Genomic DNA, 11771 nt, shown 5'->3' with positions numbered 1-11771 from the left:
TTCCGTACGGGCGGCCTGCCCTGGCCGCCCGCCCCTGACCGGCTCTGACTCAGCCGCCCTGGGTGCCCAGCGGAAGTACGCTCGCGCCCGCGGCGTCGAGTGCGAGCCGGTTCGCCGCCCACCCCTCGCCCGCGAGCTGCGCGACCTTGTCGGCCGCGCCGTTGTCGACCAGCGCGAGGACCGTGGGGCCCGCGCCGGAGATGACCGCGGGGATGCCGTCCGCCCGCAGCCGGTTCACCAGTGCGACGCTCTCGGGCATCGCCGGGGACCGGTACTCCTGGTGGAGCCGGTCTTCGGTGGCCGGCAGCAAGAGCTCGGGACGCCTGGTCAGGGCCTCCACGAGCAGTCCCGCGCGACCTGCGTTGACGGCCGCGTCCACGTGCGGGACGGTGCGCGGCAGCAGGCCGCGCGCGGTCTCCGTGAGGACGGGCTTGGAGGGGACGAAGACCACCGGAACGATGGAATCGGCGGGCTCCATCCGGATCGCCTTGGCGCTGCCCCCGTCCATCCAGGCCAGGGTGAAGCCGCCGAGCAGACAGGCGGCGACGTTGTCGGGGTGGCCCTCGATCTCGGTGGCGAGCTCCAGCAGGGCCGCGTCGTCGAGCCTCGCCTCTCCGCCTATGGTCACGGCGCGGGCGGCGACGATGCCGGCGCAGATGGCCGCGGAGGAGGAGCCGAGGCCCCGGCCGTGCGGGATGCGGTTGGCGCAGACGACCTCAAGGCCGCGCGGCTGCCCGCCCAGCAGGTCGAAGGCGGTGCGCATGGAGCGTACGAGCAGGTGGCTCTCGTCCCGCGGGAGGGTGTCGGCGCCCTCACCCGCGATGTCGATGTTCAGGCCGGAGTCGGCCACCCGGACGACTACGTCGTCGTAGAGCCCCAGGGCCAGGCCCAGGGCGTCGAAGCCCGGGCCGAGATTGGCACTGCTGGCGGGGACGCGCACCCGTACGGCGGCGGCGCGGAACGCTGGACCGGCCATCGTCCGATGACACTCCTTGTGACTGTGCGAGATCTTCGCTCTTCGCTGGCTCGCTGCGAATGTACTGGAGAACGTACGACACCCGAAGGCCCTGTGGGCAGCACCGCAGTCATATGCGCGGTGGCGGATGTAAGTACAGCCTATCGAAGGAAGGTTCTCTCGCGACATAGGGCGCACGGGAGGCGCACGATGCGTGTCGCGCGCGTCGGCTGACTTCGATGGAATTCGGCCACACTTTTGTTGTCGTACGGGGCGAGTTGCCGGGTTCCGGAGGGCTCATGAGCCCTCCGGAACCCGGCTCTCGGGTGGTGCGCAGGACCGGCGCGGCGGACCTCGGCCCGGGAATTTCCGGCCGGAACCGGGCTCAGACCAGGCCGAGGCGGACGGCCGCGGCTTCGGCGTCCACCGGGACGGTGACGGGCTGCGGAGCGCCCGCGACCGCCCAGTCGGGGTCCTTGAGGCCGTTGCCGGTGACGGTGCATACGATCTTCTGACCCGGGTCGACGAGGCCCAGCTCGGCGGCCTTGAGCAGACCGGCCACGGAGGCGGCCGAGGCGGGCTCGACGAAGACACCCTCCTGGGCGGCCAACAGCCGGTAGGCGGCCAGGATCTGACGATCGGTCACCTCGTCGATGAAGCCGCCCGACTCGTCGCGCGCCTGCAGGGCGTAGTCCCAGGACGCCGGGTTGCCGATGCGGATCGCGGTGGCGATGGTGTGCGGCTCCTTGACGACCTCTCCGCGCACGATCGGCGCGGAGCCGGAGGCCTGGAAACCCCACACGCGGGGCGTACGGGAGGCCAGGCCGTCGGCCTTGTACTCCTTGAACCCCCTCCAGTACGCGGTGATGTTGCCGGCGTTGCCGACGGGCAGCACGTGGATGTCGGGTGCGTCACCGAGCGCGTCGACGATCTCGAACGCGGCCGTCTTCTGACCCTCGATGCGCACCGGGTTGACCGAATTGACCAGCGCGACCGGGTAGTTGTCGGAGAGCGCGCGGGCCAGGTCCAGGCAGTCGTCGAAATTGCCGTCCACCTGCAGGATCTTGGCGCCGTGCACGAGGGCCTGGCCCATTTTGCCGAGCGCGATCTTGCCGCGGGGCACGAGCACCGCGGAGACCATCCCGGCGCGCACCGCGTAAGCGGCGGCGGAGGCCGAGGTGTTGCCGGTGGAGGCGCAGATGACGGCCTGCGCACCCTCCTCCTTGGCCTTGCTGATCGCCATGGTCATGCCGCGGTCCTTGAAGGACCCGGTGGGGTTCGCGCCCTCGACCTTGAGGTGGACCTCGCAGCCGGTGCGCTCGGAGAGCACCTGCGCGGGAACGAGAGGAGTGCCGCCCTCGCGGAGCGTGACCACGGGAGTGGCGTCCGTCACCGGCAGGCGGTCCCGGTACTCCTCGATGATGCCGCGCCACTGGTGGGTGCGATTGCTGCTCATGGGCCCTTACTCCCCTTCAACACGCATGATGCTGGCGACACCGCGCACGGTGTCGAGCTTCCGCAGCGCCTCGACGGTCCCGGAGAGGGCGGCGTCGGGTGCGCGGTGGGTGACGACGACGAGGGAGGCCTCGCCGTCCTTTCCCTGCTGACGGACGGTGTCGATGGAGACACCGTGCTCCGCGAAGGTGGTCGCCACCTGGGCGAGGACGCCCGGCTTGTCCGCCACATCGAGGCTGATGTGGTAGCGGGTGACGACGTCCCCCATGGGGCTGACCGGCAGCTGGGTGTACGCCGACTCGCCCGGCCCCGTTGCCTCGGCGAGCTTGTTGCGGCAGACGGCGACGAGGTCGCCGAGGACCGCGGACGCGGTCGGAGAACCGCCCGCGCCGGGCCCGTAGAACATGAGCCGACCCGCGGCCTCGGCCTCGACGAAGACCGCGTTGTACGCCTCTCGGACGGAGGCGAGCGGGTGGCTGAGCGGAATCATCGCGGGATGCACGCGCGCCGTCACCGACTCCCCGTCGGCGGCCCGCTCCAGGATCGCCAGGAGCTTGATGGTGCAGCCCATGCGCTTGGCGGAGGCGAAGTCGGCGGCGCTGACCTCGGTCATGCCCTCGCGGTACACGTCGTCGAGGCGGACCCGGGTGTGGAAGGCGATGCCGGCCAGGATCGCGGCCTTGGCGGCGGCGTCGTAGCCCTCGACGTCGGCCGTGGGGTCGGCCTCGGCGTACCCGAGGGCCGTGGCCTCGTCGAGCGCCTCCTGGTAGCCGGCGCCGGTGGAGTCCATCTTGTCGAGGATGAAGTTCGTCGTGCCGTTGACGATGCCCATTACGCGGTTGATCTTGTCGCCCGCGAGGGACTCGCGCATCGGACGGACCAGCGGAATGGCGCCGGCGACGGCGGCCTCGTAGTAGAGGTCCAGCCCGTGCTGCTCCGCGGCGGCGTGCAGCGCGGCGCCGTCCTGGGCGAGCAGCGCCTTGTTCGCGGAGACGACGGAGATGCCGTTCTCGAAGGCGGTGGTGATGAGCGTACGGGCGGGCTCGATGCCGCCGATGACCTCGATGGCGATGTCGATGTCGCCCCGTTTGAGGAGGGCGGTGGCGTCGGTGGTGACGAGCGCGGGGTCGATGCCCTCGCGCACCTTCGAGGGCCGCCGTACGGCCACACCGGCGAGCTCGACGGGCGCGCCGATCCTCTGCGTGAGGTCGTCGGCGTGCGTCGTCATGATGCGAGCCACTTCCGAGCCGACCACTCCACAGCCCAGCAGCGCCACCTTCAGCGGACGCGTACGCATCATCGACCTACGCCTTTCGATCTTCCATCAGTACCCCGTGCGCGGCTTGCGTGCGGGGTGAGAACCAGTCTCACTCAATGGACAGCAGTTTCCACCCTCGGTCCATTGAGTGAGATGTCTATTTCATCATCCGAGGTCGAGACGCAGGAGATCTTCCTCCGTCTCGCGGCGGACGATCACGCGGGCCTGCCCGTCGCGCACGGCGACGACGGGCGGGCGGAGCGCGTGGTTGTAGTTGCTGGCCATGGACCGGCAGTACGCGCCGGTGGCGGGGACAGCGAGGAGGTCACCGGGGGCGAGGTCGGCGGGGAGGAAGGCGTCCTTGACCACGATGTCGCCGCTCTCGCAGTGCTTGCCGACGACGCGGACGAGCATCGGCTCGGCCTCGGAGGTGCGGGAGACGAGCGCGACGGAGTACTCGGCGTCGTAGAGGGCCGTCCGGATGTTGTCGGACATCCCGCCGTCGACGCTCACGTACGTACGGAGCCCGTCGAGCGGCTTGATGGTGCCGACCTCGTAGAGGGTGAAGGCGGTGGGGCCGACGATGGCGCGGCCGGGCTCGACGGAGATGCGCGGGGCGGCCAGGCCCGCGGCCTCGCACTCACGGGCCACGATCTCGGTGAGCGCCTTGGCGATCTCGTGCGGCTCGCTCGGGTCGTCGCCGGAGGTGTAGGCGATGCCGAGGCCGCCGCCGAGGTCGATCTCGGGAAGCTCGACGCCGTGCTCGTCGCGTACGGAGGCCAGCAGCCGCACGACGCGCTTGGCGGAGACCTCGAAGCCGGCCATGTCGAAGATCTGCGAGCCGATGTGGGAGTGGACGCCGAGCAGCTCGAGGCTGTCGTGACCGAGGGCGCGCCGTACGGCCTCGGCGGCCGATCCGTCGGCCACGGCGATGCCGAACTTCTGGTCCTCGTGGGCGGTGGCGATGAACTCGTGGGTGTGCGCCTCGACACCGACGGTGACGCGGATCTGGACGGGCTGGCGTACGCCCAGCTCACGGGCGATGTGCGCGACGCGGGCGATCTCCTGGAAGGAGTCGAGCACGATGCGTCCCACACCGGCCTCGACGGCGCGGGTGATCTCGCTCTCGGACTTGTTGTTGCCGTGGAAGGCGATCCGCGAGGCGGGCATCCCGGCGGCGAGCGCGGTGGCCAGCTCCCCACCGGAGCACACGTCGAGATTCAGCCCTTCCTCCTTCAGCCACTTCACGACGGCCTTGGAGAGGAACGCCTTCCCGGCGTAGAAGACGTCGGCGTCCTTGCCGAAGGCGTGCGCCCAGGCCCGGCACCGCGCCCGGAAGTCCTCCTCGTCGAGGAAGTAGGCGGGCGTCCCGAACTCCTCGGCCAGCTTGGTGACTTCGATCCCGCCGACACTGGCGACGCCCTCGCTGTCACGCGTGACGGTACGGGCCCAGACCTTCTCGTCGAGGGCGTTGAGGTCTGCGGGCGGCGGGGAGTAGTGCCCCTCGGGCAGGACGTCGGCGTGGCGGGGCCCGGCGGGGTGCGCGGAACGGCTCATCGGTATCTCTCTTCGCGGGTCACAGGCGTGTCGGTGCGTCTATGCCGAGGAGGGCCAGGCCGCCGGCCAGCACCGTCCCGGCGGCTTCGGCAAGAGCCAGCCGGGCACGGTGGGCGGCCAAGGGTTTCTCGTCCCCCTGGGGAAGTACGCGGTACTGGAAGTCGAGCAGCGCGTCCGCCAGCTCGACGAGGTGCCGGGTGAGCCGCTCGGGGGCGCGGTGATGGGCAGCGGCTTCGAGGACGAGCGGGTGGTCGGCGAGGACGCGCAGCAGGGCGGGTGCGTCCACCTCGCCGACGACGGGACCGAAGCCCAGCTGCTCGGCGTTGCGGAGCAGGGCGCGGCTGCGCGTGACGGCGTACCGCACCCGGAAGAACTCGCTCTCCTCACCCTGTACGAGCAGCAGGCCGGAGAATTCGGGGGTCTCGCGGGCCGGCACGGTGAGCATGGCCCAGCGGGCGGCATCGGCCCCGAACCGCGCGATGACGTCCCCGTCCCGCTTGGCGACGGGTGCGGCGTTCGGGACGGGTGCGACGTGCGGGACGGCGCACTCGGCGTCGTGTACGAGCCGGGCGACGGCCTCGTGCACGACCCGCTCCCGCAACCCGGCCGGGGCGGGGTCGAGGCGCGGGAACCCGACTGCCGCCACACCCCGTACTCCCTGGACGATCAGGGGGGCGGACAGGGGCGGCAGCACGAAGTTGATGAAACCCGGGCCGGTGACCTCGACGCGCTCGATCCCCGCTTCCGCGCCGAGCCGTCGCGCGAGCACGTCCGCAACATCAACGGGGCGCATCCGGGCGCCCTTCGCGACCTGGAAGGCGACGGGGCTGGCGTACTCCCCCACCCCACCGGGCCGGGTCCGCTCCACGACGACCCGCTCGGGCACGGCCGCACCGATGGCCAGCTCCCCGTCCTCGACGGCGCAGCGCACGGCGCGTACGACGGTACGGGGGAGGTCGGCGGGCTTCACGGGACCCAGCCTAGGGGAGACGGCCTGCCATCACGCGAAGGGTTTCGCCATGTGAAATACGGGCAACGGGATCAGCCCCTCCCCCTCCCGGCGGGAGCCCCTTTCCACCCGTCGCGCCGGTCCTTCCCCTCGATCAGCCGTCGTACGACCAGCACCAGCTCGGCGGGCTCGAAGGGCTTCGCGACGAAGGCGTCCACGCCGGCCGTGATCCCGGCCTCCACCTCGTGCTGCGTGCAGGCGCTCACGATCGCGACCGGGACGTCCCTGGTCCGTGGGTCGGACCGCAACTGCGCAGCGGTCCCGAACCCGTCCAGCCGGGGCATGACCACATCAAGGGTGATCACATCAGGACGCACGTGGTGGACGACATCCAGACACTCGGCACCATCGTTCGCGGTCACGACCTCGAAGCCCTCCAGCTCGAGATTGACCTTGATCAACTGCCGGATGACCTTGTTGTCGTCGACAACAAGCACCCGGCCCGAGACGCCTGACACAACTCGAGAGTAGGTCGGCCCGGGCCCCCGCGTCCGCGTTTTTGCCACTTCCACCCCCTCCGGGCGACCCACCCCCCTCTCCCCCGCAAACCAGTTCCTGATCACCCCATGGAAGCTGGTAGTGTTCAACCCGTCGCCGCACAGCGAACGACACGCCCCCGTAGCTCAGGGGATAGAGCAACGGCCTCCGGAGCCGTGTGCGCAGGTTCGAATCCTGCCGGGGGCACTTCGCAGGAAGTGCCCAAAGACCCCGCCATCAGCGCCTTCGCTGAGACGGGGTCTTCGCGTATCCAGGCACGGCCTGGCCGGACGCGTCCCTGGACGCCGCGCGTGGCGGCTGGGCGGGGTCGTCGACCTGGCAACTGGGCCGCACCTTGAGCTTGTTCGATCGCGCCGTCGGGCCCACCACGCAGGCGCGGCGCGCCCTGGTCCCTGCGTGAACTCATCGAGAGCGTCGACGAGCACACGCAGCGGGAGCGCGCCGTCGGGGCCGTCAGGTGAGTGTGTTGGTGAGGTGCGGGCCTATGTAGCCGATGAAGATGCCGTGGGTGGTGCAGGAAGCGTCGTAGTAGTGCAGGCGCGGGGCTACCGTGTTGCCGCCGCCGATCCTGATGTGCGCGCCCATGAAGACCTTGCGGGTGGGGTCGACGTCCACCGGCACGGGGAAGGTCCGTTCCCTGCGCCAGTCGGTCTTGGTCTTCACCGACTTCGACTCGTCCCGCACGATCTTCCGCGGCGAGATGGCGTGCTTGCCGTCGGGCACGTCCTCGCACCACTGCTTGAAGTCCCGCGAGGTCTCCCCGCCGGCCGCGGCGTCGGCGTAGTCCCGGAGCGCCAGCAGGGCGTCCCAGGTCATGCGCCCCCAGGACGAGCCGTACGCCTGGTCGTCCAGTTCCAGGGTGACCTTGCGGGCGCCGGTGAAGTGGACGTGGGGCATCGCGTCGATCCGGCCGAGGATCTCGGCGAAGGACGCGGGTTCCGCGGGGCCGGGTTCGACCGGTGCGTACGCGGCCTCGCCGGCGTTGAGTACGAGGAGCCGGTTCTGGAGCACCCGCACCTGGGCCTTGGCACCCTGGAGCTCCCGGTACTGATCGTCGTACTCGACGGCCAGCATCGACTCGCCCCGCCGTGCCTGCTGCAGTTCCTGCTTCAGGTCGCGGATCTCGTCCGCCCGGACCCTCTGTTCGCGTCCCGCCTCCTCCAGGATTTCGAAGAGGGCGTGGTTCTCGTCCCTCAGCCGCTGCAGCTCGGACGTCCCGACGCCTTCCTTGGTCCGGGCACGCAGGACGGGGACGGAGTCGAGTTCCGTCGGCAGCGGGGCGTGCGTCGCCAGACTCTGCGGGAGCTGGGCGAGGAGGCGGCGGGCCCGCTGCGGGCTCTCGACGACGGCCCTGCGGGACATCACGCGGTGGCGCTGGCCGTCGGCCGCCCAGGCCGGGTCCACTCCCGGCAGGTAGGTGCGGATCCCGCCGGCGAAGACCTGGTGGTACTCCAGGGCCCGGTTGAAGTGCGGCTCGGCCTCGGGCGCGAGGACGTAGAGGATGGCCAGGCCGGCCAGCGGGCGGACGAGCGGGTCCACGGTGCGTTCCAGCCAGGCTTCGAAGTCCACGCCGTTAGGGGTGCTGGCCACGACGACGGGCAGGCGCCGCCCGTCGTCGCACAGCTCGTCTATGACGCAGTCGACGTCGTCGACCTCGATGACCTGCGGCATCCGCGTCACGTCGGCGAGCCCGTCGCGCGCCTGGAGTACGTCGAGCAGGCTCCCGGCGAGCCGCGGCGTCTTGGCCGGTACGGGGAGCGCGTCGGGGTCGTCGGGGAGGTGCTCCACGTCCAGCTGGACCCAGGTCGGTCCGGCTCCGGTCTGGCGGATCACCACGGTCGTCTGCCAGGTGCCGTCGGGGGTGGTCTCGCGGAGCCGCCAGCGTCCGTAGGCTCCTGACGTCCCGGTCGCGGAGTCGTGGTCGAGGGTCACACCGCGGGCTATCTCGTTGCGCCCTTCGGCGAACGCGTCGATGTCGTACGTCTTCGGCGGTTCCTTCAGCCAGCTCCGCAGCCGGTCGTCGACCTGGGCTCCGGTTCCTACGTAGTCGAGTCCGCTGGTGACGACCATGCGGTAGCGGCGGGTGTCCACGTGGCGCGGTTCCTTCCGTACGGGGGTCACGGCCTGCTGGGAGCCGGAGCTGAAGCGGAATCGGGAGCGGGCGGCATCGATCGCAGGAGTTCCGCGACGTCCGCGTGCCACGCCCGCACCTCGGCCGGGGTGGGGGGCAGTTCGTAGGTGTGGTGGTGGCAGGCGGCGCTGAGGGCCGACCAGACGACGTACCACTGGCGGGCCACCGAGGGGCTCACGTACCAGTCCAGGCAGAGCGCCTTGGTGCGGCCCCTGCTGTGGACCATGCGCGGGCTGACGCTCCGCCAGAAGTCGTCCATGGCCTCGTCCAGGGCGAGGCGCAGCAGTGCGGCCGCGGCGCGGGCGCGCAGTCCCGGCGTGAGCGTGGTCAGGGTGCCGGGCGGGGGCGTGAGGAGGCGGTCGGCGGCGGCCACGAGGTCGTGGGGGGAGCGGGTCACCGGCGCTGCACCGCCCTGGCGAGGCGCTCGGTCTCGCGGACCAGGTCCATGGGGGCGGCGGACGGGGCGGGAGCCTGGTGGGCGCCCGCGTTGCACCGCTCGATCAGGGTGCGCGCCCACGGCCCGTGGTCCTGGGCGACCGCGGCGAGCACCTCGGCCGGTGCCATCGCGCTGTCGTAGAAGGCGAGGGCGGCCAGCTCGGTGAGCTTGTGCGTCCTGGCGATCCTCGCCTCGACGTCGTCGTGGCTGTGGCCGTCGGCCCGCAGCCGGCGCCGCGCGGGCTCCAGGTACGCCGCTTCCAGCGCTCCCCGGCACATCTGGGGCAGCACCCGGTCGGCGACGTCCTGCGGCACGTTGCGGTCACTGGCCACGGCCCGGGCCTCGCCGAGCGCGAGGGTGACGGGGTCGTCGGTCCGGGTGACCCGTACGACGGAGTCGGTCTGCCGGGAGACCTGCATGATCGTCGCGGGGACGCGCAGCCGGTGGATGGCCTGCTGGAGGCGGGTGTCGTGGGTGAAGACGACCACTTGGCGGTGCTGGGAGTGGAGTTGGAGGACGCGGGCGAGCCCTTCGACCTTCTCCGGGTCCATGGACTGTACGGGGTCGTCGATCACGAGGAAGCCGAAGGGGCTGCCGCGGTGCGTGGCGCGCGGGAGGAACAGGGAGAGCGCGAGCGAGTGGAGTTCGCCCTGGCTCATCACGCCGAAGGCGGGCGCGTCGATCGTGTCCACGGAGGCGTCGAGGACGACCTTGCGCGCGTTGGCGGTGCCCGCGAGGCTGATCGGGCCGAGCGAGACGCTGCTGCGTTCGCACAGCAGTTTCCAGATGGTCTGCGACTGGTCGGCGAAGGGCCGGAGCCGTTCCTCTCGCAGTTCGTCGGTGACCTTCCTCAGCCACGCCCGGCCGTCCTTGATCTGCTTGACGAGCGGACGGGCGGCCTCCGCCCTCTCCGCCTCGCGGAGGCATTCGGCGAGGCGCAGGGCAAGGGGCTGCCACCGGCCGTCCTGCTCTGCGATCCGGTCCGCGGCCTCCTCGCTCAGCTGTCGGCAGGCGTCGGCCAGCGCGGCCGCCACGCGCTCGGTCCGGTCCGCGAGTTCATGTGGATCGGCGAGGCCCCGGCAGGCGGCCCATTCGTACCAGAGGGAGGTGAGGGGCGAAGCGTCGCCCTGGAGCCAGCCCGGAACCGGCTGCACCAGGTCGTGTACGGCTCGCACCGCGGCCGCCAGGTCCTCACGGGCGGTCTGCGCCTCGGCCGCCTCCCGCCGGAGCCGTTCGACCTGGTCCCGGGCGTGCACGGACCAGTCCTCGTCGAGGCGGCTTTCGCCGCCGCACACGGGGCAGTCGGCGGACCGCGGGTGGCGGCGGCGGTGGTCCAGGGCGCGCTCCAGCAGTCCGATCAGCTGTCGGGCGTCCTCGGCGGTGGTGAAACGCGCGTCCTCGGCAACGGCGGCGGCCTCCCGGAGCCGGGCTGCCGCGACCGCGGCCTCGCGCGGGTCGGGTCCTTCGAGGCCGGCGAGGCGGCGCAGGCGGGCCAGCTCGGTGCCGTCGGTCGCGACCTGGCCCTTCAGCAGCCCGCGTAACCGGTCGAGGTCCGGCCGGCGTCCGCTCAGCGCCGCCACGGCCTCGGCGGCCCGCGGGTCGTCCGACTGTGAGAGTTCGGCGCTCACGGCGCGGATCAGGTCACCGGCTCCCGTGACGGTGTCGGTGAGTTTCTTCGCGCGGGCGCGGGCTTCGTTGTCGGCGTCGCCGAGCAGGTCCAGGCCGAGGATCTGCGCGAGCGCGTCGTGCAGGGCGCTCATCCGCCCGTTGATCATCGCGCCGAGCTCGCTGTACGAGAGGAACGGCCGGTAGAGCGCCAGGTCCTCGGCGTCGATGACCTCGCGCGGGTCCTGTTCGGGGCCGCCGGGCCGCTGGAGGACCGTCCGGGAGTCTTCCAGGCCGTCCCCGTGCCAACTCCTGCGGACGGTCAGCGGATCGCTCTCGCCGTCGAGGCACAGCCGCACCGACACCTGCGGAGCCGTGTGGTCGTGCAGGTTGCGCCAGCCCTGCTTCCAGACCTGAGTACGGTCCTGCCAGCGGAAGTTGTCTCCGGTGAGCACCATCTCGGCGGCCTCGGCGAAGCTCGACTTCCCCGAACCGTTGCGGCCTGCGACCACGGTGAGGCCGGGGCCGGGTGTGAGGTCCAGCGTGGCGGCCGGTCCGATGCCGCGCCAGCCGGCCGCCGAGATCGACCGCAGGTAGACCGGCCCCGCCCGCCCGGCACTTCTGGCCCGCGGCTCGGGCAGCAGCTCGGCCACCAGGTCCCGCGCCGCGGGGTCCAGCCCGGAGACGGCGAGGCGGCCGAGTACCAAGTCGCGGAGGGAGGGGTGGGGACGGTCACTCACGGCGGCTCCTTGCGGTGGCACGGGGGCGGCGCTGATCGAGCTGTTCGCCCATGTTGCCCGAGTCCGCCGCCCCCGGGAGGCGGAACCGTCCAGCCAGGTCACCGGTCCTGCGGCTCGGTCCGCCCGT

9 protein-coding genes and 1 tRNA gene are annotated in these 11771 nt (G+C 71.6%); 1 reads left to right on the top strand and 9 read right to left on the bottom strand.

Annotated elements, in window-relative coordinates:
* Positions 1-49 precede the first annotated feature (49 nt).
* From thrB to ACFYOB_RS35335, 6 genes are all read right to left on the bottom strand, one after another.
* Complete coding sequence (thrB, locus tag ACFYOB_RS35360; RefSeq protein ID WP_319724678.1) at positions 50-976, bottom strand: homoserine kinase; 927 nt, start codon at positions 974-976, stop codon at positions 50-52.
* A 364-nt stretch (positions 977-1340) separates the two neighbouring features.
* Positions 1341-2411: a threonine synthase gene (gene thrC, locus ACFYOB_RS35355; protein ID WP_388567431.1), complete on the bottom strand. Its 1071-nt coding sequence runs from the start codon at positions 2409-2411 to the stop codon at positions 1341-1343.
* 6 nt (positions 2412-2417) lie between these two features.
* On the bottom strand, positions 2418-3707 hold the full coding sequence (locus ACFYOB_RS35350) for a homoserine dehydrogenase (protein ID WP_388567539.1): 1290 nt from the start codon (positions 3705-3707) through the stop codon (positions 2418-2420).
* Between the two features lie 126 nt (positions 3708-3833).
* A complete protein-coding gene (lysA, locus tag ACFYOB_RS35345) occupies positions 3834-5225 on the bottom strand; it encodes a diaminopimelate decarboxylase (RefSeq protein WP_388567428.1) in 1392 nt (463 codons plus the stop codon).
* A gap of 19 nt (positions 5226-5244) precedes the next feature.
* Positions 5245-6195 carry an ArgS-related anticodon-binding protein NrtL gene (nrtL, locus tag ACFYOB_RS35340; protein ID WP_388567426.1) on the bottom strand — a complete coding sequence of 317 codons (951 nt, stop codon included), beginning with the start codon at positions 6193-6195 and terminating at the stop codon, positions 5245-5247.
* Positions 6196-6266: 71 nt separating this feature from the next.
* On the bottom strand, positions 6267-6764 hold the full coding sequence (locus ACFYOB_RS35335; protein WP_388567536.1) for a response regulator: 498 nt from the start codon (positions 6762-6764) through the stop codon (positions 6267-6269).
* Between the two features lie 82 nt (positions 6765-6846).
* Here ACFYOB_RS35335 and ACFYOB_RS35330 point away from each other — a divergent pair.
* Positions 6847-6918: transfer RNA gene (locus ACFYOB_RS35330), tRNA-Arg, on the top strand.
* Between the two features lie 267 nt (positions 6919-7185).
* On the opposite strand, the gene ACFYOB_RS35325 is transcribed toward ACFYOB_RS35330, so the two are convergent.
* The 3 genes from ACFYOB_RS35325 to ACFYOB_RS35315 are packed head-to-tail and all read right to left on the bottom strand — an operon-like array spanning position 7186 to position 11644.
* Positions 7186-8823 carry a hypothetical protein gene (locus tag ACFYOB_RS35325; protein ID WP_388567424.1) on the bottom strand — a complete coding sequence of 546 codons (1638 nt, stop codon included), beginning with the start codon at positions 8821-8823 and terminating at the stop codon, positions 7186-7188.
* Positions 8824-8849: 26 nt separating this feature from the next.
* Complete coding sequence (locus ACFYOB_RS35320) at positions 8850-9260, bottom strand: hypothetical protein (RefSeq protein WP_388567421.1); 411 nt, start codon at positions 9258-9260, stop codon at positions 8850-8852.
* Positions 9257-11644 (bottom strand): AAA family ATPase, encoded by a 2388-nt coding sequence (locus ACFYOB_RS35315; protein ID WP_388567418.1) that lies wholly within the window; start codon positions 11642-11644, stop codon positions 9257-9259. The genes ACFYOB_RS35320 and ACFYOB_RS35315 overlap by 4 nt, the downstream gene beginning before the upstream one ends.
* Between the last annotated feature and the right edge of the window lie 127 nt (positions 11645-11771).

Source organism: Streptomyces sp. NPDC006463, from assembly GCF_042870715.1.
Lineage (GTDB): Bacteria > Actinomycetota > Actinomycetes > Streptomycetales > Streptomycetaceae > Streptomyces.
Note: the sequence above shows the minus strand (reverse complement) of the source record. Positions and strands in the feature narration are given on the sequence as shown.

Excerpts from the sequence above, each read along its gene's own strand:
- thrB (WP_319724678.1), bottom strand. The coding sequence starts at position 976 with ATGGCCGGTCCAGCGTTCCGCGCCGCCGCCGTACGGGTGCGCGTCCCC.
- thrC (WP_388567431.1), bottom strand. The coding sequence starts at position 2,411 with ATGAGCAGCAATCGCACCCACCAGTGGCGCGGCATCATCGAGGAGTAC.
- ACFYOB_RS35350 (WP_388567539.1), bottom strand. The coding sequence starts at position 3,707 with ATGCGTACGCGTCCGCTGAAGGTGGCGCTGCTGGGCTGTGGAGTGGTC.
- lysA (WP_388567428.1), bottom strand. The coding sequence starts at position 5,225 with ATGAGCCGTTCCGCGCACCCCGCCGGGCCCCGCCACGCCGACGTCCTG.